This window comes from Rodentibacter heidelbergensis (assembly GCF_002000125.1).
Taxonomy (GTDB): Bacteria; Pseudomonadota; Gammaproteobacteria; order Enterobacterales; family Pasteurellaceae; genus Rodentibacter; species Rodentibacter heidelbergensis.
On the sequence record NZ_MLHH01000017.1, the window covers coordinates 36,786 to 60,157 of the forward strand.

18 protein-coding genes are annotated in these 23,372 nt (G+C 42.3%); 4 read left to right on the forward strand and 14 right to left on the reverse strand.

The window, feature by feature from the left end:
• Nucleotides 1-3: 3 nt before the first annotated feature.
• The 4 genes from moeB to gyrA all read left to right on the forward strand — a co-directional run bounded on the left by moeB (nt 4) and on the right by gyrA (nt 5,725).
• Complete coding sequence (moeB, locus tag BKK48_RS07825; RefSeq protein WP_077427564.1) at nt 4-744, forward strand: molybdopterin-synthase adenylyltransferase MoeB; 741 nt, start codon at nt 4-6, stop codon at nt 742-744.
• 94 nt (nt 745-838) lie between these two features.
• Entirely contained in the window at nt 839-1,378 is a 540-nt protein-coding gene (gene hpt / locus BKK48_RS07830; RefSeq protein WP_077427565.1) for a hypoxanthine phosphoribosyltransferase, read from the forward strand.
• A gap of 172 nt (nt 1,379-1,550) precedes the next feature.
• Nucleotides 1,551-2,942, forward strand: coding sequence for a DegQ family serine endoprotease (locus BKK48_RS07835; RefSeq protein WP_077427566.1), 1,392 nt, complete (start codon nt 1,551-1,553; stop codon nt 2,940-2,942).
• 137 nt (nt 2,943-3,079) lie between these two features.
• Nucleotides 3,080-5,725, forward strand: a complete 2,646-nt coding sequence (gyrA, locus tag BKK48_RS07840) for a DNA topoisomerase (ATP-hydrolyzing) subunit A (protein WP_077427567.1) — start codon at nt 3,080-3,082, stop codon at nt 5,723-5,725.
• A gap of 191 nt (nt 5,726-5,916) precedes the next feature.
• Here gyrA and BKK48_RS07845 read toward each other — a convergent pair whose 3' ends face one another.
• The 14 genes from BKK48_RS07845 to murE form a co-directional block, all read right to left on the reverse strand.
• Complete coding sequence (locus BKK48_RS07845) at nt 5,917-7,074, reverse strand: chorismate mutase (RefSeq protein WP_077427568.1); 1,158 nt, start codon at nt 7,072-7,074, stop codon at nt 5,917-5,919.
• A gap of 8 nt (nt 7,075-7,082) precedes the next feature.
• Nucleotides 7,083-8,732 (reverse strand): bifunctional UDP-sugar hydrolase/5'-nucleotidase UshA, encoded by a 1,650-nt coding sequence (gene ushA / locus BKK48_RS07850; protein WP_077427569.1) that lies wholly within the window; start codon nt 8,730-8,732, stop codon nt 7,083-7,085.
• A gap of 96 nt (nt 8,733-8,828) precedes the next feature.
• The gene (gene lpxC / locus BKK48_RS07855; RefSeq protein ID WP_077415744.1) at nt 8,829-9,746 is read right to left on the reverse strand and encodes a UDP-3-O-acyl-N-acetylglucosamine deacetylase; all 918 of its coding nucleotides are present in this window, start codon (nt 9,744-9,746) and stop codon (nt 8,829-8,831) included.
• 39 nt (nt 9,747-9,785) lie between these two features.
• Nucleotides 9,786-11,084, reverse strand: coding sequence for a cell division protein FtsZ (ftsZ, locus tag BKK48_RS07860; protein ID WP_077427570.1), 1,299 nt, complete (start codon nt 11,082-11,084; stop codon nt 9,786-9,788).
• Between the two features lie 84 nt (nt 11,085-11,168).
• Nucleotides 11,169-12,446 carry a cell division protein FtsA gene (gene ftsA, locus BKK48_RS07865; protein WP_077427571.1) on the reverse strand — a complete coding sequence of 426 codons (1,278 nt, stop codon included), beginning with the start codon at nt 12,444-12,446 and terminating at the stop codon, nt 11,169-11,171.
• A gap of 23 nt (nt 12,447-12,469) precedes the next feature.
• A complete protein-coding gene (locus BKK48_RS07870) occupies nt 12,470-13,234 on the reverse strand; it encodes a cell division protein FtsQ/DivIB (protein WP_077427572.1) in 765 nt (254 codons plus the stop codon).
• On the reverse strand, nt 13,234-14,154 hold the full coding sequence (locus BKK48_RS07875; RefSeq protein WP_077427573.1) for a D-alanine--D-alanine ligase: 921 nt from the start codon (nt 14,152-14,154) through the stop codon (nt 13,234-13,236). The genes BKK48_RS07870 and BKK48_RS07875 overlap by 1 nt, the downstream gene beginning before the upstream one ends.
• A gap of 78 nt (nt 14,155-14,232) precedes the next feature.
• The gene (gene murC, locus BKK48_RS07880; RefSeq protein WP_077427574.1) at nt 14,233-15,660 is read right to left on the reverse strand and encodes a UDP-N-acetylmuramate--L-alanine ligase; all 1,428 of its coding nucleotides are present in this window, start codon (nt 15,658-15,660) and stop codon (nt 14,233-14,235) included.
• 81 nt (nt 15,661-15,741) lie between these two features.
• Complete coding sequence (gene murG, locus BKK48_RS07885) at nt 15,742-16,800, reverse strand: undecaprenyldiphospho-muramoylpentapeptide beta-N-acetylglucosaminyltransferase (RefSeq protein WP_077427575.1); 1,059 nt, start codon at nt 16,798-16,800, stop codon at nt 15,742-15,744.
• An 8-nt stretch (nt 16,801-16,808) separates the two neighbouring features.
• Complete coding sequence (ftsW, locus tag BKK48_RS07890; RefSeq protein ID WP_077427576.1) at nt 16,809-17,993, reverse strand: putative lipid II flippase FtsW; 1,185 nt, start codon at nt 17,991-17,993, stop codon at nt 16,809-16,811.
• A gap of 11 nt (nt 17,994-18,004) precedes the next feature.
• A complete protein-coding gene (gene murD / locus BKK48_RS07895) occupies nt 18,005-19,315 on the reverse strand; it encodes a UDP-N-acetylmuramoyl-L-alanine--D-glutamate ligase (protein WP_077427577.1) in 1,311 nt (436 codons plus the stop codon).
• Between the two features lie 115 nt (nt 19,316-19,430).
• Entirely contained in the window at nt 19,431-20,513 is a 1,083-nt protein-coding gene (gene mraY / locus BKK48_RS07900; RefSeq protein ID WP_077427578.1) for a phospho-N-acetylmuramoyl-pentapeptide-transferase, read from the reverse strand.
• Nucleotides 20,507-21,880, reverse strand: coding sequence for a UDP-N-acetylmuramoyl-tripeptide--D-alanyl-D-alanine ligase (murF, locus tag BKK48_RS07905; RefSeq protein WP_077427579.1), 1,374 nt, complete (start codon nt 21,878-21,880; stop codon nt 20,507-20,509). The genes mraY and murF overlap by 7 nt, the downstream gene beginning before the upstream one ends.
• A gap of 14 nt (nt 21,881-21,894) precedes the next feature.
• Entirely contained in the window at nt 21,895-23,364 is a 1,470-nt protein-coding gene (murE, locus tag BKK48_RS07910; RefSeq protein ID WP_077427580.1) for a UDP-N-acetylmuramoyl-L-alanyl-D-glutamate--2,6-diaminopimelate ligase, read from the reverse strand.
• Nucleotides 23,365-23,372 lie beyond the last annotated feature (8 nt).

The window sequence follows — 23,372 nt, forward strand, 5'->3', positions numbered from 1 at the left end:
AAAATGACAACACTCAGTTACGAAGAAGAACTACGCTACAACCGTCAAATCATTTTGAAATCGGTAGATTTTGACGGACAGGAAAAACTTAAAGAAAGCCATATGCTGATTGTGGGCTTGGGCGGCTTAGGCTGTGCGGCGGCACAATATCTGGCGGCGGCAGGTGTTGGGCATTTAACCTTATTGGATTTCGACAGGGTTTCCCTTTCCAACCTTCAACGCCAAGTGCTGCATTGTGATGCCCGATTGAATATGGCGAAAGTGGAATCCGCTAAAATTGCCCTTGAACAAATGAATCCGCACGTTGAAATCCGCACTATCAATGCCAAATTAGATGAGGAAAAACTCGCCGAAATTCTACCGCACTTTGATGTGGTGTTAGATTGCACCGATAACGTGGACATTCGCAATCAACTGGATCGCCAATGTGAAAAAGCGAAAATCCCTTTAATTTCCGGGGCGGCCATTCGCATGGAGGGGATGATTTCGGTGTTCACTTATGAACCTGATACCCCCACTTATCGTGATCTCAGCCGGCTTTTCGGACAAAACAGCCTAAGTTGTGTGGAAGCCGGTGTGCTTGCCCCCATTGTGGGGGTGATAGGCTCAATGCAAGCCTTAGAAGCCATTAAAGTGCGGTTAAATATTGGTAAGAATTTATGTGGTCGATTATTGATGATTGATGGGCTTTCTATGGCAATTCGGGAAATGGCATTGCCTAAAATGCCCTTTTCCGCCCGCTAATCGATGAAGAGAAAAAGCCTGACAGTTTAAACTTCAGGCTTTTTTTTGTAAAATAGCGGGGTTTATTCGTCTTATCACGCCAAAAGGAAACACCATGAAAAAACATCACGTTGATGTCCTCATTTCTGAATCGGATGTTAAAGCCCGTATCGCCGCTTTAGGTGAAGAAATCACCGCTTTTTATCAACAAAAATCAATTAATAAGCTGATTGTTGTCGGTTTATTACGAGGCTCATTTATGTTTATGGCAGATTTAGTCCGTGAATTAAAACTGCCGGTAGAAATTGAATTTATGACCACCTCAAGTTATGGCAGTGGGATGACAACAAACCATGATGTGAAAATCACAAAAGATTTAGAAGGTGATATCCGTGGCGAACATGTTCTTATTGTAGAAGATATTATTGATACGGGTTATACCCTTGAAAAAGTCCGTGAAATTTTAAATTTACGGGATCCGGCAAGCCTCACCATTTGTACCTTATTGGATAAGCCTTCACGCCGTGAGGTCAGCGTGCCGGTGGAATGGGTAGGCTTTGAAATTCCCGATGAATTTGTGGTCGGTTATGGCATTGACTATGCCCAACGCCACCGTAATTTAGGTTACATTGGGAAAGTGGTATTAGAAGAATAATTTACTTAGGGGCATCATACTGATGCCTTTTTTCTCTCTCGCTGTGTCAGATTTTAGTCAATCACTCAAATCACTTTCCCATTCCCCCTTGTTTTCCTGAACATTTTCCCTATATCTTTGTCTAACCGCTCGCATATTTGGATACTGTCTTCTATTTCTACTTGGAGATTCTATGAAAAAAAGTCATTTTTTATTAAGTGGTATTGCATTAGGTTTAACGGTTTTAGGCACTTCTGTCAGCACACAGGCCAGCCTACCGAGTTTTATCACCGAACAAAACAGCCTTGCCCCAATGCTTGAAAAAGTACAACCGGCAGTGGTGACCCTTTCTGTGGAAGGTAAAGCGAAACGTAATAGCCGTTCTGCATTGCCTGATGATCTTCCGGAAGAATTTCGATTTTTCTTTGGCGATCAATTCGCTGAACAGTTTGGCAATCGTAGTGGCGGGCGTAACTTCCGTGGCTTAGGTTCCGGTGTGATTATCAATGCCGATAAAGGCTATGTGTTAACCAACAATCATGTGATTAATGATGCCGATAAAATTAACGTCACCTTACAAGACGGACGTGAATTTAAAGCCAAATTAGTCGGCAAAGACGAACAATCGGATATCGCTCTCATTCAAATTGAAAATCCAACAAATTTGACCGCACTTAAATTTGCCGATTCAGACAAATTGCGTGTGGGGGATTTCACGGTTGCCATTGGTAACCCATTCGGATTAGGACAAACCGTTACCTCCGGTATTGTTTCCGCCCTCGGCCGATCAACAGGGTCGGACAGCGGTGCTTATGAAAACTACATTCAAACCGATGCGGCGGTAAACCGTGGGAATTCCGGCGGCGCATTAGTGAATTTAAATGGCGAGTTAATCGGCATTAATACGGCCATTATCTCACCAAGTGGAGGAAATGCGGGCATTGCCTTTGCCATTCCGAGTAACCAAGCGAATAATATCGTTCAACAAATTTTAGAATTTGGCGAAGTCCGCCGTGGATTATTAGGTATTAAAGGCGGTGAATTAAATGCCGATTTAGCCAAAGCCTTTAATGTGAATGCCCAACAAGGGGCTTTCGTCAGCGAAGTGATCCCAAACTCTGCGGCAGAAAAAGCAGGCATTAAAGCGGGCGATGTAATTACCGCTATGAATGGTCAAAAAATTTCAAGCTTTGCGGAAATGCGTGCCAAAATCGCGACTTCCGGGGCTGGAAAAGAAATTGAACTAACCTATTTACGCGACGGTAAATCACAAAATGTGAAAGTGACCTTACAAGCCGATGACGGAAAAGATCAAAGTGCAAGTAATGTTGAATTACCGGCATTAGACGGTGCGGAGTTCAATAACTATAATGCGAAAGGCATCAAAGGGATTGAAATTACCAAAGTTCAACCGAATTCCCTTGCCGCACAACGTGGTTTGAAAACCGGTGATATTATTATTGGTATCAACCGTCAAGCCGTGGAATCAACCCAAGATTTACGCAAAATTTTAGAACAAAAACCATCAGCAGTGGCGCTCAATATTTTGCGTGGAAACAACAACTTTTATTTATTAGTACAATAAATTAAAAGTGCAGTCGATTTGACGGCCAATTTTATAAAACGGTGTGTTATCCAAGATAAGACACCGTTTTTTCATGGGAAAATGCCTGCTTTTATGCTACAATTCGTGCAATTTTTTGGAGCTAAAAAGGAATACTCATGACGGATTCAATCCAATCCTCAATTACCCCTGTCAATATTGAAGAAGAACTCAAATCCTCCTATCTCGACTATGCGATGTCGGTCATTGTTGGACGTGCCTTACCTGATGTGCGTGACGGTTTAAAACCCGTGCATCGTCGTGTGCTGTTTTCCATGGACCGTGAAGGCAATACGGCAAATAAAAAATATGTCAAATCTGCCCGTGTAGTTGGGGATGTGATCGGTAAATATCACCCTCATGGTGATTCTGCCGTCTATGACACCATTGTCCGTATGGCACAACCGTTCTCACTTCGTTATATGTTGGTAGACGGGCAAGGTAACTTTGGTTCGATTGATGGTGATGCCCCGGCTGCCATGCGTTATACCGAAGTGCGTATGCAAAAAATTACACAAGCTTTGCTTACGGATTTGGATAAAGAAACCGTCAACTTCTCGCCAAACTATGATGGCGAATTAATGATTCCGGATGTTCTGCCTACCCGTATTCCGGCCCTACTGGCAAACGGTTCATCGGGTATTGCGGTGGGTATGGCAACCAATATTCCGCCTCACAACCTCAATGAAGTGCTAAACGGCTGTTTGGCCTATATTGATAATAACGACATCACGATTGATGAATTAATGCAACATATCCCGGGCCCTGATTTCCCGACAGCTGCGTTAATTAATGGTCGCAAAGGGATCGAAGAAGCCTACCGCACCGGTCGTGGTAAAGTTTATGTTCGTGCCCGTGCAACCGTTGAAACCAACGACAAAGGCCGTGAACAAATTATCGTTTCAGAATTGCCTTATCAAGTGAACAAGGCAAAACTTGTAGAAAAAATTGCTGAGCTGATTCGTGAGAAAAAAATTGAGGGGATCAGTAACATTACCGATCTTTCAAATAAAGAAGGGATCCGCATTGAAATCGATATCAAACGGGATGCGGTCGGTGAAGTGGTGTTAAACCACCTTTATTCACTCACCCAAATGCAGGTTACTTTCGGGATCAATATGGTGGCATTGGATCACGGTCAGCCACGCTTATTTAACCTGAAAGAAATCATTGAAGCCTTCGTGCTACACCGCCGTGAAGTGGTTACCCGTCGTTCGATCTTTGAACTGCGCAAAGCCCGTGAACGTACCCATATCTTAGAGGGTTTAGCAGTAGCACGTTCTAATATTGACGAAATGATCGCCATCATTCGCAACTCTAAAAATCGGGAAGAAGCGGCCAACGCCATTAGCTCACGTTCTTGGGCATTACATTCCGACATTATCAATTTACTTGATATCACCGCCCGTCCTGATGATCTTGAGGAAGGCCTAGGTATTCAAGGCGAACAATATTATCTGTCGCCTGCACAAGTTAATGCGATTTTAGAACTTCGTTTACATCGCCTAACCGGTATTGCTTTTGAAGAAGTGGTGAAAGAATACCAAGAGTTATTGGTGAAAATTGCCGATCTTCTTCATATTTTAGGCAGTGCTGAACGCCTAATGGAAGTGATTCGTGAAGAATTGGAAGAAGTAAAATCACAATTTGGTGATGAACGTTTAACAGAAATCACCACGGCTTCAGGGGATATTGATTTAGAAGATCTTATTGCCCAAGAAGATGTGGTGGTGACTCTTTCCCATGAAGGCTATGTGAAATACCAACCACTCACCGATTATGAAGCACAACGCCGGGGTGGAAAAGGCAAATCTGCCACGAAGATGAAAGAAGAAGATTTCATCGAAAAACTCTTGGTCGCCAATACCCATGACACTATCCTCTGTTTCTCAAGCCGAGGACGTTTATATTGGTTGAAAGTCTATCAGCTTCCACAAGCCAGCCGTGGCGCTCGTGGTCGTCCGATTGTCAATATTCTGCCGCTGCAAGAAAACGAACGTATCACTGCTATTTTACCGGTTTCGGCTTATGAGGAAGATAAATTTGTGGTGATGGCAACCGCTGGTGGGATTGTGAAGAAAATTGCCCTCACCGAATTCAGCCGCCCACGTTCAAGCGGTATTATCGCTTTAAATTTACGAGATGAAGATGAACTGATCGGTGTCGATATTACCGATGGCAATAACGAGATCATGCTGTTCTCTTCTCAAGGCCGTGTGGTGCGTTTTGCTGAAACTGCCGTACGGGCAATGGGACGCTTAGCCACCGGGGTTCGAGGGATCAAACTCGCTTTAACCAATGATATGTCAGAAGAGGAAAGTGCGGTCGAAATTGAAGAGGTTTCTGATGAAAATGCAGAAGAATCTTTAGATCTCAATATCGACAAAGTGGTTTCTTTAGTCATTCCGAAAGGCGAAGGGGCAATCCTCACCGCAACGCAAAACGGTTATGGTAAACGCACACAATTAAGTGAATACCCAACCAAATCCCGTAATACTAAAGGGGTGATATCCATTAAAGTGAGCGAACGTAACGGCAAAGTGGTCGCCGCCACCCAAGTGGAAGAAACGGATCAAATTATGCTCATCACCGATGCTGGTACTTTGGTTCGCACCCGTGTCAGCGAAGTGAGCATTGTCGGCCGTAACACACAAGGGGTTCGTTTAATCCGCACAGCGGAAAACGAGCAAGTGGTTAGCCTTGAACGGGTGTGTGATATGGACGATGAAGACAGTTCAGAAGAAACAGGGATAACCGAAGAATAACCCTAAAACTTAAAGGATTTCACCCATACCCTATGGGTGAAATCCTTTTTTCAATTAAGCTTTCTAAAGTCTTATCTTATAAATAAGCAGTCAAAAATAATGTCTTTTTATCGATAGTATGTAGCCGTTGTATAACCCTGAGTTGTTTATTTCGTTCTCATGTACAACCCAAACATCATTTACATATTTCCCTAAGGATTGACCGGTTTAACGATTTCACTTGGATAGCAACCTAAGATTTTTAAGTAATGACTGTAATCTTTCAATTCTTCCAAGGCCTTTTGTGTTTCCGGATGATGAATATTTGCCTCGATTTCTAAATAAAACATTTCTTCCCAAGGCTTGCCATAAATCGGGCGGGATTCAAGCTTCGTCATATTAATTTGATATTTTTTGAATACCAAAAGTGCATCAACTAAAGCACCCGCTTTTTGTGGCGTTGTCATCAACAATAAGGTTTTCGTTGGAATTTGAGGGGAAACTTCACGAGGTTCTTTTGCAATAACAATAAAACGTGTGATGTTGTTCTCTTGATTTGCAATGTTATTTTTCAACACCGTTAATCCATAGAGTTTGCCCCCATCTTCATTTCCAAGGGCTGCAATATTGGGTTTATTTAAACTTGAAACCAGCTGCATGGCGTGCGAACTGCTTTCACAATACTCAATATGAACCCGATCTAAACTTTGAATAAATTGGCTACATTGCTGAATGACCTGTGGATGGCTATACAAGGTATCAATTTGGCTTAAATCCCTTGTGCCATTGACTAAAACGCAATGCTTAATCGGATAGGCAAGTTCACCAATCAGGGATAAATCCGTATGCTGAAGCAGATCATAAACTTCATTAATTGCACCTGAGGTGGTATTTTCTAAAGGAAGAATCCCCACATCCGCCTCGCCGTTTTTTACCTTTTCAAAGACTTGATCAAAAGATTGGCAGCCTAGTTCGACAAACTGCTTTTGGTAGCGTGCGGCATAATTTCGTGCTGCTAAATTAGAATAAGATCCCCGTTTTCCTAAAAAAGCGATATGTAAATTTTTGGCTCGCTGCTCATTTAATTTATTTTGTAAATAAACCTGCTGGGTTAGTACGGAATCTTCAATAATCTTTTGAAAAATAGCCGTAATATATTGGGGTTCTAACTGATAGTTTTCATTCTCCGCAAACTGAACGAGATCTTGCAAAAGCTCTTGCTCACGTTTTTCATCCCGCAAGGATTTCTGCGTGATTTCTTTGCTTCTTACCACATCAAAAGCCAAACGATGACGTTCAGAGAGCAACTTTAAAAGGTTTCGATCAATCTGTGTGATAAGTTGTCGAATTTCAGATAATTCTAAAGCCATATTCGTCCTTATTTAAAGATGACCGCATCTTTGGGATCATATTTTGAGGCATCAAGTGGCGCTTTTTGTGCATTTTTCCAAATATATTTGGCTAACACTTCCGCATCAATAAAACCGGTATTTAAGAAAGTCGGATTGGTTGTCACAACCGGATAACCATCGCCGCCTGCTGCATTATAACTTGGTAAAGAAACACGATAAGTTTTATTAAGATCTAATGGCTTACCCTGAATTTTAACCTCTTCGACTTTTTTGGCTTCTTTGTTCACCACCATTGAGATGCCGGAATATTGGGCATAGGCTCCGGAATCCACTTCTTTTAATGCCACCACGTTCAAATAGTCAATCAACTCTTTCCCGGTTAAATCCACATAACTCACAATATTACCGAATGGATGAACCTTGAGAATATCACGGTAAGTCACTTTACCCGGTTGGATAGAATCCCGAATTCCCCCTGAATTCATAATGCCGATATCAGCCCCGGCACGTTCACGTTGTGCCTCCGCAATTAAATGACCAAGGTTGGTTTGTTGGAAACGAATAATATTACGATCACCTTCCAGCTTACCTTTTAATTCACCTAATTCGCGACCTAATAATTCATCGCCTTTATTTTGATAAACTTTTAGCAAACGTTCCATTTCCGGATCTTGCGGGATTTCTTCACCGTAAGTGATATATTCGGTTTTACCGTCTTCTTTTGTCACTTTTTTCTTCAAGTTCACCGGGATTAATTCGTAACCCACCAGTTTTAATTCACCATTTTTAAACTCGAAATCTGCACGTCCGACATATTTTCCCCACTCGTAAGCCTGCATGATCCAAGTGCCATTTTGGAAATCAGGTTGACAAGGTTGAGTTGGTTTATAATCTTTGATCCACACACCTTTTTCGTCGACACACACCGGATCATGGCTATGTCCGCCAACAATCATATCAAATGCCCCTTTATCGAGATTACGAGCAAGGGAGACATCACCCGGTGCATTTGAGCCGTATTGTGCATCATAATAGTAACCCATGTGGGTTAAGGCAATTTTGACATCCGGTTTTTCATGTTCATTCAAGGCTTTCAATGTTTCTCTTGCCGATGCTGTCGGATCTTTAAAAAGCACATTTCCCGTATATTCCGGGTTGCCCAATTTTGCGGTATCTTCGGTAGTTAATCCAACCACAGCAATTTTCAAGCCTTGTTTATCTAAAATGATATAGGGTTTAACCAGTGGCTGATTGGTTCTCTTATTAAATACATTGGCGGATAAAAAAGGAAACTTAGCCCAAGATTCTTGCATTGCAAGCATTTGTAGTGGGTTATCAAATTCGTGGTTACCTAATACGGTCGCTTCATAGCCCATTGCATTCATCGCTTGGATATCCGGTTCGGCATTTTGCATATCGGATTCCGGCACCCCGGTATTAAAATCCCCCGCATTTAATAAAATCACTGAACCGCCTTTCTTCTCCACTTCGGCTTTTACTCGATTAATGATGGTTTTTTGTGCCGGAAAACCATACTCGCCTTTACTATTTGGCCAAAAGTGTCCGTGGGTATCATTGGTGTGGAGAAGCGTGAAGTGATAGGTTTTGTCCTGTTCATAAGCCATTGCTGCTGATGTTGCCAAAACCAAAGGTAAAACCCTGAATAATTTTTTCATGAAAAGTCCCCCGAAATTAACCGCTCTTTTTCAAAGCAAATAGAAACAAAAAAGCTATACTTCTTTGTCGAAATATAGCTTTTTTACCAAAAATAATTAGATCAATACTTGAGCCGGAACAACATAGCCTTGCGGGACTTTTTCCTTATCTTCAAAGGTAACAAACTCCCAGGCTTCTTGATTTGCAAACACCGCTCGAAGTAATTTATTGTTCAAACCATGACCGGATTTATAGGCTTTAAAATCACCGATGATATTATAACCCGCCATATAAAGATCGCCGATGGCATCTAACATTTTATGACGAACCAATTCATCTTTAAAACGCAAGCCTTCTTCGTTCAAAATACGATAATCATCCAATACAATGGCATTATCCAAACTACCACCTAAGGCTAAACCCTGTGATTGAAGATATTCAATATCTTTCATAAAGCCAAAGGTTCTTGCACGGCTGATTTGGTGAATAAAAGATTGTGTAGAAAAATCCATCACATAATTACGGACATCTTTGCTGATGGCAGGATGTTCAAAATCGATGGTGAAGTCCAAACGAAAACCATTGTAAGGTTTAAATTCTGCCCATTTATCACCCTCTTCTACACGCACTTTTTGCTTAATACGAATAAATTTTTTCGCTGCATTTTGTTCTTCAATACCTGCATCTAAGAGCAAATAAATAAATGGACTTGCACTACCATCCATAATCGGAATTTCAGGCGCATCGACTTCGATAATGATATTATCGATGCCAAGCCCTGCTAATGCGGCATTTAAATGCTCAACGGTGGAAACGCGTACGCCTTGTTCATTGATAAGGGCAGTACAAAGCATCGTATCACGGACACATTCGGGATTAGCCGGAAAAGTGACCGGTGGGTTTAAATCTGTACGGCAATAAATCACGCCGGTATTTGGCATAGCCGGACGCAATGTTAATGTCACTTTTTTACCACTATGTAAGCCAACACCTGTGACTTTAATGGTTTGTTTTAATGTTCTTTGTTTAATCATAATTGTTCACCTTATTGCCTAACAACAAGATTTTATTTGCTATTTATCGTTTCTATCAATGCTACTTGGATCAAACCTTTGGAAAGAAGGTAAACGATCTGTAATCGGTTTGTCCAATTCGCTACGATATTCTTCCGGTTTTGGGCTTACCTCTTGAGAGTAAGAAGAAATTGGCTCAGGTCGTTTTAAAGAGCCGCCCAATGAATTCGGTGTTCTTAATTCAATCGGTTTGCCACTTTCATTCGGATACGTTCTAGGATCTGGGTTCGGCATCGTTTTTTGCAGCTGAATGGTTTCATTAGGTGCAATTTCGCCCAAGCCTGTCGCAACAATCGTCACACGAATTTCATCACTCATTTCCGGCACTAAGGTTGTTCCCACCACAATAGTGGCATCTTCTGATGCAAAACTGTGAATGGTATCCCCCACCACATTGAATTCATCAAAAGCAATATCAAAACCACCGGTAATATTGATTAAGATACCCTTCGCATTGGTTAAATCGACTTTTTCCAATAAATCGTTACGAACTGCAATTCTTGCGGCTTCTTCTGCTCTTCCCTCACCCGGTGCGCCTTTTGCCGAACCAAAGCCAATCATTGCTTGGCCCATTTCAGACATAACGGTTCTCACATCGGCAAAGTCCACGTTAATCATACCCGGTGAGGTGATCATATCGGAAATACCCATCACGGAGTTACGCAATACATCATTCGCAGCAGCAAAAGCATCAATTAATGTGGCATTTTTAGGGAGAACTTTTTGAATTTGCTGGTTTGGAATAATGATCATTGAGTCAACGTATTGTGCAAGATCCTTAATTCCCAACTCGGCAAATTGCATACGTTTTTTGCCTTCAAAGGCAAAAGGCTTAGTCACCACAGCGACAGTCAAAATACCCAATTCTTTTGCGACTTTTGCGACAACCGGCGCAGCACCTGTACCAGTACCGCCACCCATACCGGCAGCGATGAAAACCATGTCCGCCCCTTCGAGCATTTTACGGATTTCTTCTTGATCATCTTCCGCCGCTTTACGCCCAACATTCGGATTGGCACCGGCACCAAGGCCTTTTGTGGTAGCACCGCCAATTTGTACAGTTTGTTGAACTTGGCTTTTACGCAATGCCTGAGCATCAGTATTTACAGCATAGAAAATGATTTTCCCATGCTCTTCACTGTCAAACGAATTTTCCCCAAGAAAGGTTCCGCCGATGTCTTGCTTAATCATATTCGCAACCATATGGTTAACAGCGTTGCCACCGCCGCCACCAACACCGACCACTTTAATCAGTGCGCCTGATTGTTCTTCAAAATCACCGTAATCTGGGTATAACATTTGTGTTCTCCGTTCCGCTAAATACTCTGCTAGCACATTAATAAAAGTTAAATTTTTCGTATTGTAGATGAAAAATCAAAATAATCAAAATTCTGACCGCACTTTATTTGCAATTTTTTTAATTCCGCTCCAAATTGTTCCGAAGAGATTGCCCTCAGAATAATGATCGTTACCGATAAGGTCATCATCACTATTACTATGGCTATATTGCAATAATCCGACCACCGTTGAATACTGTGGGCGATTCACATAATCCGTTAATCCGGTGATATTTAACGGGCTACCAATTCTCACCTGGCAACCAAACACTTCCATGGCACATTCTTTTAAATCTTCAATTTGTGCTCCACCGCCTGTAATAACAACGCCGGCAATTAACTCAAATTTAATATGTTTGCGTTCTAAATCTGCTTTAAGTTTATCTAATTCGTCCTTCACAACGCCAAGAAGTTCCGTATAACGTGCTGCTGTAATTAAAGATAAATCACTTTTTGTCAGATATCGAGGGGCGCGACCGCCAATTCCCGCTACTTCAATTTTTTTATCGCCATGTAAACGAGCCGGATAAATGGCACTGGCGTAATTCACTTTCACACGTTCAGCTTCCGCACGAGAAATCGTACAAGCGTGCGCAATATCATTGGTAACAATGTTGCCTGCATAAGGAATGACTTTACTAAAGCGTAATGCACCGTTTGTAAACACCATCACATTCATTGTGCCGGCACCAAAATCAATTAAACAAACGCCGAGATCTTTTTCATCTTCAGTTAGCACCGAGTGGGTTGCCGCAAAACCGGAAAACACTACTTTGTCTACTTGCAAGCCACAACGTTCAACTGCTTTTTTCAAATTATTTTGCCAATCTTGATGGCAGGCAATTAAATGCACATGGGCATTTAAACGCACCCCTTGTAAGCCAAGAGGGTTTTTAATATTTAATTGGCGATCAACGGCATATTCTTGTGGAATAACGTGGAGTAAAGAAACCCCTTCCGGCAATTTAATCGTACTGGCGTTATATAGTGCAGAATCAATTTCCTCTTGGGTCACTTCCATTTCTCCAATGGGAACAAATCCGCTTTCATTTAAACTTTGAATATGCTCACCGGTAATTGCCAAGGTTACGCTCATAATTTGACAATCTGCCATAGACTCTGCTGCTTCAATCGCTCGTTGAATCGCATTAACCACCGCATCTAAATCGGTAATGCTTCCTCGATCAATCCCTTTTGAAGGGCAACTTCCCACACCAAGCACATTCACTACGCCATCGGGTAGCACTTCACCTACAACAGCCACTACTTTCGATGTGCCGACTTCCAGTCCGACAATTGCTTTTGTTTCAACTACTTTTGCCATTTCTTTATTACACCCACTGAATTTTATTTCTCTACCATTCCGACTGCCGCTCCTGATTTATAGCGCAAATCAACATAATCAATTCGCTTATTTTCAGAAACTTCAATTTGCGGATAAATTGTAACAAAACGTTCCAGTTTTGATTGCCATTCACCTCGTCCAAGTTTTAACACGATATCATTATCAAGAGTCACTTGCCATGCCCCACGATCATCAATCGTTACCCCTTTTACGTTTAAATTTTTCGCTTTAAAATCCGAATAAATCTGGTTCCATGCTTCAAGCACTTTTGAACTTTGGTAATCAGGCCCCCCTAAATAAGGTAAGGTTTGGTTTTTCAAACGATCCATTGGCAACTGAAAAACCGTCCCATCTTTTGTAACAAATTCGGTTTTATTCCAAATCGCCACCGGTGTATATTCCGTTAACCAAATGCTCAAACGGTTTGGCCAAATTTTCCGAACAACCGCCCCTTTCACCCAAGGCAAGGTTTCCAATTGTGTTTGAATCGATTTCACATCTTGTCCCCAAAACCCTTTTAAGGTACCCATTTTAAGGAGCACATCATGCACATCCGCATAATCGGTAAATTCGGTTTTTCCCACAAGGGCATAGGCCGTGATAGGCTTAGAGTCAAAACGCTCCAGCCAATCCTGCCAATTTGAATAAACAAAATAGCCCATTCCCACACACGCAAGTATTATCAACAAACGAAAAGGAATGAGGTATTTAAAAGGGGCTTCGCCATAGCGAACATTTTGCGTACTTTTGCGTTTCAGCACATTCATTACGCACTCAACTCCAGAATTTTCACCACCAATTGTTCAAAGGAAATCCCTACTGTCGCTGCAGATTTTGGAAACAAACTATGGCTTGTCATTCCCGGATTGGTGTTCACTTCAACTAAACGAAAATCCCCTTTGGCATCACACATCACATCAATACGGCTCCAGCCACGACAGCCCACCGCATCATAAGCACGTTTTACCAATAAGGCTAATTCCTGTTCACGTTCAGGCGTTAAACCCGCTGGGCAGAAATATTGGGTATTATCGGAAAGATATTTCGCTTCATAATCGTAAAACTCACCCTCCGGTACAATGCGCACGGCAGGTAAGACTTGGCTATCCAATACCGGCACTGTCAACTCATCACCGGCAAGCCATTCTTCAATTAAAATCGTATTATCAAATTTAAGCGCAAATTCGACCGCACTTTTCAGCTCTTCCACCGCATTCACTTTTGTCAGCCCTACGCTCGATCCCTCCAAAGAAGGTTTCACCATTAACGGCAAGCCTAATTTTGCCACAACTGCTTGCGGATCTAATTGAGCGAAGGTTTCACGCGTCACCACTTCCATCTCCGCAACCGGCAGACCAAAGGCTTTCCATAACATTTTTGTGCGCATTTTATCCATTGTTAGTGCCGAAGCCATCACACCGCAGCCGGTATAAGGTAAGCCGATTTGCTCTAACAATCCCTGCATGGTGCCGTCTTCCCCACCCCGACCGTGCAAAATATTAAAAGCCCGATCAAATCCATCCTTTTTCAGATTGGCTACGTTATATTCTTTCGGATCAATAGGATGCGCATTATAGCCTTGAGCAATCAATGCTTCTAACACGGCTTTCCCTGAGTTTAACGAAACCTCACGTTCGGCGGAAGTTCCCCCTAATAACACAGCGATTTTTTCTTGTTTTAAATTCATTTTTATCCCATTCTTCTTTTGTTTTGATTGATTTTTAAATATGAACGATTTAATCCTACGTCCATTTTTTTATGCTTTTTAATCTTCCCAAGAGGCTGCCAAATTGCGAGAAATTTTGCTCACACTTCCAGCACCCTGTGCCAATACCAAATCGCCATCTTGGATAATTTGATCAAGCACATCACCCAATTGTTCCGTATCAGATACTAAAATAGGATCAACTTTCCCCAAATTACGGATTGAACGACAAAGGGCTTTGCTATCCGCCCCAACAATCGGTGCTTCGCCTGCGGCATAAACGTCTAACATAATCAACGCATCAACCTGCGAAAGCACTTGAACAAAATCATCAAATAAATCACGGGTTCGTGAATAACGATGAGGTTGGAAAATCATCACAACACGTTTGCCCGCCCAGCCTTCACGCGCGGCTTTAATCGTTACCCCCACCTCTGTCGGGTGATGTCCATAATCGTCTACTAAGCGAACTTTACCATTCGGACGAATAAACTCACCCAATTGATCGAAACGGCGTCCGGCGCCTTGGAAATCGGCTAGTGCCGTTAAAATCGCTTCATTTTCAATGCCCTCTTCCTTTGCGACCGCAAGGGCTGCGGTGGCATTTAAGGCATTATGTTTACCCGGTACATTTAATAACACATTAATTCGTTCACCATTTGGACAAATCACCGAATAATGCCCTTGGAAGCCGGTTTGTTCATAATCTTCAATACGGTAATCCGCCTGCTCACTAAAGCCATAGGTTACCACTTGGCGCCCGACTTTCGGGGTGAGTTCCATTAACACGGGATCATCGGCACACATCACCGCCAAACCGTAAAAAGGTAAATTATGCAAAAACTTCACATAAGTGGCTTTCATTTTCTCAAAATCGCCCTCATAGGTTTCCATATGATCAGGCTCCATATTAGTTACCACCGATACCATCGGCTGTAAATGTAAAAATGAGGCATCACTTTCATCTGCTTCTGCAATTAAATAACGGCTTGCACCAAGGTGGGCATTTTTCCCTGCCGATTTCACCAATCCCCCATTAACAAAGGTCGGATCTAATTTTGCTTGGGTATAAATCATGGAAATCATTGCGGTTGTTGTGGTTTTTCCATGGGTGCCGGCAATGGCAATACCATGACGGAAACGCATAATTTCCGCCAACATCTGTGCACGCTGAATCACAGGAATACGGTTTTGTTTTGCCGCAACCAGTTCCGGATTATCTTCATTAATCGCACTCGACACCACTACTACGCTTGCCCCGTCAATATTGTCGGCAGAATGACCGATAAAAACTCTTGCTCCCGCTTGGGCAAGATGTTGAGTGACCGGCCCCTCTGCAATATCCGAACCGGAAATTCGATATCCCTCATTTAACAATATTTCAGCAATACCACTCATTCCCGCACCGCCAATACCAATAAAATGAATTTGCTGAACTCGGCGCATTTCAGGAATAATTTTTCTAATTTCCTCGTGAGAATGTTTCATCTTTTTTCTTTTCCTTTAACCCTTTAGAAAAATTTCCGCCTATTCTAAAAGTGCGGTCAAAAATTCCAAAGAATATTTACATTATTTTGCATTTTCAATAATCACTTCGGCAACACGTTGTGCAGCCAATGGGGTGGCCATCGTTTTCGCTTTTATTGCCATGGTTAACAGTTCATCTCGAGTGAAATTTTGTAAATAGTCAATTAACACGTCCGGGCTGAGATCCGCCTGCTCCACAATTTTCGCCGCACCCACATCAGCGAGGTATTTCGCATTCAGGTATTGCTGTCTGTCTTTGTGTTGGAATGGGACAAAAATTGCCGCTGCCCCCACCGCCGCAAGCTCACATACGGTTAAAGCACCGGAGCGACAAATCACCACATCAGCCCAAGCATAGGCTTCCGCCATATCATCAATAAACTCGGTGATCTGCACTTGTGAGGCATATTCGCCATAAAGCGCCGCCACCTCATCGACCATGCCTTTTCCGACCTGATGACGAACCGTTAATTTCTCTGCAAGCGGAACGACCACTTTCGGTAAGGTTTGATTTAATACTCTAGCCCCTTGGCTGCCGCCAACCACTAATACTCTTAATTTTTCATCACGCAATGCAAAGCGTTCTTGCGGTTCTGGTTTATCAAAAAACGCTTGACGAACAGGGTTTCCCACCACTTCTGCATGGGGAAAGGCCTTTGGAAAGCCTTGTAATACTCGGGTTGCAATTTTCGCCAACCATTGATTAGTAAGCCCTGCAATGGCATTTTGTTCATGTAAAATAATCGGCACACCACAAAGTTTGGCGGCCACACCACCCGGGCCTGAAACATAACCGCCCATGCCTAATACGGCATCAGGCTTTTCCTCTTGAATTATTTTTTTCGCCTGAAGCACGGCGCGTAAAATCGCATAAGGTGCACCAAGCAGTGCTTTTATGCCCTTACCACGAAGACCTGAAATTTGAATAAAACAAATTGGGATCCCATGTTGAGGGACCAGTTGGGCTTCCATTCGATCTTTTGTGCCTAACCAACAAATAGCCCATCCTTGTTTTTGTAAGGTTTGAGCCACCGCAATGGCAGGGAAAATATGTCCGCCTGTGCCACCTGCCATCACTAATAATTTTTTCTGTTTATTCATTGTTATTCCTAATCATCACGCAAACGTGCCTGCCCACCCCGTTGTAAACGGTTTTCGTGGTCAATGCGAAGCAAAATACCGATGGTTGCCGACATAATAATAATACTTGAACCACCATAACTCACTAATGGGAAGGTCAACCCTTTGGTTGGCAACATCCCCAGTGCCATACCTAAATTGACAAAGCCTTGGAAGAAAATCCAAAACCCGATGCCAAAGGCAAAAAATCCCCGGAAACGCTGTTCTAATTGTAAGGATTCACGACCAATTTTTAGGGTACGGAAAACTAATAGCCCAAGTAAAAACACCACGACTAAAATCCCAATAAAGCCAAATTCCTCACCAATGATCGCCATAATAAAATCCGTGTGTGCTTCCGGTAAGTAGTCTAATTTTTGAATGGAATTGCCTAAGCCTTCACCGGTAATTTCCCCACGTCCGAATGCCATGAGGGAATTTGTCAGCTGAAATCCTGTGCCATAGGGATCTTTAAAGGGTTCTAAGAAGCCGGTAAAACGTTTTAAACGATAAGAAGCCGAAATCACCAACCAAAAAAGCAATAAAGCACCGGTGCCGATCAAGGCTACGAATTGCCAAAAGTTCGCCCCGACAATAAATAGCATGCCAAAGGTCACTACAAACAACACCACCGTACTTCCTAAGTCCGGTTGTAGCAGTAAAAAGCCGCCCATTGCCCCCATCACAATAAAGGGTTTGAAAGCACTTAATTTATTTGACCGCACTTCATCATAACGGCGGGTAAAATAACTGGCTAAAAAGCATGTCAAAGCTAATTTTGCAAACTCTGCCGGTTGGAAATTCAAAATACCAAGGGAAATCCAACGTTTTGCCCCATTGACCGATGAACCCACAATCAACACGGCAATAAGTAAAGCAATAGCAAGGAAAAAGATTTTGGCATGCCACCTTTCCCATTTTGCCGTAGAGATTTGCATGGTGAAATAACAGGTCAAAAGAGAAAGAAATACATAAAATGCATCACGTTTTGCAAAATAAAAGGCATCATTAAATAATCTTGAGCTGTAAGGGATAGAGGCTGAGGTTACCGCCACCAAACCAATGATTAATAGAATGATGAAAAGTAAGAATAACGCCCGATCATAGAGTAATCCCTGAGGCGTAATTCTTGTCCAGCGATCAAAGTTCTGTTTAATTTTCTGAATAAAATCCATGGTTTTGTAAATTAATTTAATTTTGCTAAACGGATAAATTCTTCGCCACGTTTTTCAAAGGAAGCAAACTGATCAAGGCTTGCACAAGCCGGCGATAATAAAACAATATCCCCTTTTTTGAGGGTTGGACGTAAAAAGCCGATTGCCTGTTCCATAGTGTCAAATAAATGACTTTGTGCTGAAAGCGCTGCTAACAAAGCACCGTCCCGACCAAAACAATAGCAAATAATGTGCGGTTGGTTAACCAAGGTTGCCAATTCTGAAAAATCGGCGCCTTTGCCGTCCCCACCTAATAATAAGTGCAGTTTACCTTCTACAAATAAACCGGTAAGTGCGGCGACCGTACTGCCCACATTGGTTGCTTTAGAATCGTTAATCCAACGTACCCCTTTTTCTTGATACGCCAATTGAAATCGGTGATCCAACCCTTTAAATTGACGAAGTACGGTACGAATTGCATCTAAAGGAACGCACACTGCTTGTGCCAATGCGGTTGCGGCAAGAATATTCATGTAATTATGTCTCCCGACAAGCCCCACTTCTTCGCAAGCTAACAACACCTCGTCTTTCACCATTAAATATTGTTTGCCTTCTTCGGTTTTCAGCCAATAATCGGCATTGTGTTCGGCAAAGGACAAGCAGCGTTCGGCTTGGTTTTCCCCTTCGCCGAAAGTGAGTGGATCTTCCTTATTGACGACAGCAACGGCAGCATTGTGATAAATCCGTAATTTGGCATGACGATACGCTGCTAAATTCTCATAACGGTCCATATGATCTTCTGTCACATTCAACACCGTTGCCGCCGCTGCTTTTAAGTGATAGGTGGTTTCTAATTGAAAACTGGATAATTCCAGCACATAAAGATCATGGGGTTCTGTCAACAAAGAGAGTGCAGGGATACCGATATTCCCCCCCATCCCCACCTTTACACCGGCCGCTTTTGCCATTTCATATACCAGTGTAGTGACGGTACTTTTACCATTTGAACCGGTAACCGCCACAATAGGTTTGGTTGCTGCACGGCAGAATAATTCAATATCTCCAATCACTTCCACGCCGTTGGAAAGTGCGGTCTGAATTTCCGCTGTTTTTACCGAAAGCCCCGGGCTGATGATAATCATATCGCTTTCGTTTAGCCATTGTTGATTTAAGCCACCGGTATGGAGAGGAATAATCGGAGATAATTGGTCTGCACCCGGCGGATTTTGTCTGGTATCAATCACCCGAATGTTGGCATGCTGAGATTGAAGGTAGTCCACACAGGATAACCCTGTTTTGCCTAGTCCGATAATCGTAATCGTTTTATTTTGGTAATTGTTCATTTTATTTTGTCTTTTTAATTCTGTTGAATGATTAAGTGCTGCAATTCCCTTTCTTTCCCATATAAAAGAAAGAAGGTCGCTCTTCCAAACATTGAAAGAGCGAGCATAAGAAAGATTAACGGAGTTTTAAGGTGACAAGCCCCATGAGTACTAACATTAATGAAATAATCCAAAACCGTATAATCACTCTAGGTTCCGGCCAACCTTTTAATTCAAAGTGGTGATGAATCGGTGCCATTCGGAAAATTCGTTGCTTACGCAATTTGTAAGATCCCACTTGTAAGATTACTGAAAGGGCCTCAACCACAAAAACACCGCCCATAATCACCAATAAAAACTCTTGGCGAACCAAAATAGCTACCACGCCTAATGCACCACCTAATGCCAATGATCCCACATCGCCCATAAAGACTTGCGCAGGATAAGTATTAAACCAAAGAAAGCCCAACCCTGCGCCCACAATAGCCGTACAAAATACCACCACTTCAGAGCTATATTTAATATAAGGAATATGCAAATATTCAGCAAAATTGATATTTCCTGTTGCCCATGCAATCAAGGCAAAAGCCCCTGCAACCAGCGATGTCGGCATAATGGCTAAACCATCTAATCCGTCAGTTAAATTCACGGCATTGCCGGTGCCCACAATCACAAAATAGGATAATACGATATAAAATAGCCCTAATTGAGGCATGATATCTTTAAAGAAAGGCACCACTAAACGGGTGGCATCCGTATCATGACCAAGCCAGTACAACCAAATAATCGCCGCAAGGGCAACCACCGACATCCAAAAATATTTCCAACGGGCAATTAAGCCATCGGTATTTTTTCGTGTAATTTTGCGATAATCATCAACAAAACCGATTGCGCCATAGCCGAATAAGACAAATAAACAAACCCAAATATAAGGATTGGCTAAATTAGCCCAAAGTAATGTACTCACCCCAATAGAAAAAAGGATCATAACCCCACCCATTGTTGGTGTTCCTTTTTTGGCAAAGTGACTTTCCGGCCCGTCGTTACGCACTTCTTGACCAAATTTTAAAATCTGTAAGCGTTTAATGACCTTGGGGCCTATCCAAAGAGAAATAAAAAGAGCGGTCAACAACGCAAGAATTGCACGCACTGTAATATATGAAATTGCGTTAAAAGCCGTTTCATAATGAACAAGAAATTCAGCAAGCCAAACTAACATTTAATTTTACCTTTTAATAAATCAATCACATCTTCCATTTTCATTGATCGGGAGCCTTTCCCTAGCACCACAACATCTTTATTTTGTTTTAATTGCGCCTCAATCATTGGCACTAAAAAATCTGCCATTTCTTCTTTGTCGGTGAAGTGTTTGCCTAAAACAGCCTCAGAAATGACCGCACTTTCCTTACCAAAAGAACAAACGAAATCTAAATTGGCCATTTTAGCGTATTGCCCCACTTTACGGTGAATCTCAAGGGAATTTTCGCCTAACTCTTTCATATCCCCCACACACAAAATTCGGAAAGCGGAATAATTTTTTAGTACATCAATAGCGGCACATAGCGAATCTTGATTCGCATTATAGGTATCATCTAATAAGAGCAAATGGTCATTGACTTGAATAGGGAATAAACGCCCTTTGACTTGAGAACGTTGCTCTAAACCCTTTTTCACATCGGCTAAGGTTGCGCCCACATTCATAGCAAGTGCGGTTGCAGCCAACGCATTTTTTACATTATGTGCACCTAAATAGGGTGAATGAATTTCGATCTTTCCTTGTGGCGAAACCAATGTAAAGTGCACACCTTGCTCATGGTATTGAATATGTTCAGCGTAAAAATCTTTTCCATTAAAATATTGAATGGTATGTTCACCAATTTCTTTATGCCAAATATCAAGATAATTATGTTCAGCATTAATAATGGCGATGCCATTGGCGGTTAAACCACGGTAAATTTCACCTTTCGCTTGGGCAACGCCCATTAAAGAACCAAAGCCCTCCAAATGCGCTGGTGCCACATTATTCACTAATGCCACATCAGGCTGTGCAAGCTGAGTAGTATAGGCAATTTCACCTTGATGATTTGCCCCAAGTTCAACGACGGCAAAACGGTGTTTTGGTTCTAAGCGTAACAAGGTGAGCGGTACCCCAATATCGTTATTGAAATTCCCTTGGGTAAAAAGCACCGCCTCAGGATTTCCGGCGGTGTGTTGCAAAATACTTGCGGTCATCTCTTTTACCGTCGTTTTACCGGAAGACCCTGTCATCGCCACGGTATGCGGATTAATTTTTTCACGCAGCCACTTCGCCAATTGCCCTAATGCTAAACGGGTATTCTCCACCACAAGTTGAGGAATCGAAATATCTTCATTCACTTGTTCAACGACCAAAGCGGTAGCACCCTGTGCCACCGCTTGGTGAAGATATTGATGGGCATCGAATTTCTCACCTTTTAAGGCGAAAAAAACATGATTGGGAACGGATAAACGGGTATCCGTATTGATATTTTCAATCGTCACTGCCTCATCACCGATTAATTCGGCATTTAACACTTGAGCCAGTTGCTGCGTGGTTAAATTAATCATAACTTCAATTCAATTTATCGGAGCAAATACTCAATTGCGGTTTCTTTGTCTGAAAAAGGCAAAGTTTCGTTACCGATAATTTGATAATCTTCATGTCCTTTTCCTGCAATGACAATTAGATCCTCTTCACTAGCCGCATCAATGGCAAATTCAATGGCTTGTTCACGATCAGGAATTAGCCCGACATTATCCATATTGCGAAAACCTGCCACGATATCCGCCTCAATCTTATTAGGATCCTCAGTGCGTGGATTATCTTTGGTCACAATCACTCTATCGGCAAATTGCTCTGCCGCTTTTGCCATTAATGGACGTTTACCCGCATCACGATCACCACCACAACCAAAGATACACCAAAGCTCCCCCTCACAATGCAGGCGTGAAGCAATAAGCGCTTTTTCTAACGCATCCGGTGTGTGTGCATAATCAACAATAACTGCCGGTTTTCCGACTATTTTTATCATTTCCATTCGTCCTCGAACTCCTTTTAATTTCGAAACACTCTCTGTTAAATCATTCAACGAATAACCTAACGCTAATAATGTTGCCATTGCTAGCAACAGATTTGTGACATTAAACTCGCCAATTAGCGGGCTGTTTAATGTCCCTTTTCCCCAAGTGGAAGCAAAATCAATCACAGCGCCCTCAGCTGTAAACTTCACTGAGGTAGCCTTTAACCACTTGTCGGAAATCGGTTGGAAATTAACCTCCGCACTCACTGCAATGCCATGAGGTAACGCCGTTAACCATTCACGACCAATAGGGTCGTCCCCATTAATAATTTGAAAATCGGGGTTTAACTCAAAGAAAAAACGTTTTTTCGCTTTCGCATAATTATCCATCGTGCCATGATAGTCTAAATGATCACGACTTAAATTAGTAAAAATCGCAGCCTTAAAATCTAAGGCTTCCACACGGTGTTGAACCAATCCGTGAGAAGACACTTCAATGGCAGCAAAATCGGCCCCCGCTTTTACAAAGGAAGCCAGTGAAGATTGAATTTCAATTGGCGAGCCGGTGGTATTTTTAGCCTCCACCACCTGCCCTAATAACCCATTACCAATGGTTCCCATCACTGCCGGTTTATGCCCTAACAGTTGAACCCATTGGGCTAACAATTGTGATATGGTGGTTTTTCCATTTGTACCGGTTACCCCCACAAGGGTTAATTTTTTAGAAGGCGAATGATAAAATTTATCCGCAATTTGGGATAAATTTTTTGATAGTTCATAGTAATAAATCACCGGGATTTGATGTTGGTATGTGAGATGGAGATGTTTCTCCTTATCCTCAGTTTCCGCAACGACCGCACCGGCACCGGCTGAAATCGCCTGTTCAATAAAGCGAGTGGCATCAATTTGATGTCCTTTTACTGCCACAAACAAATCACCGCTTTTCACCTTTCGGCTGTCTAAAACCAGATCATTAATTTCAATCTCAGCTGAGAGCGAAGGCAAATTAAAAAGTGCGGTTAATTTTTTCATTGTTTTTC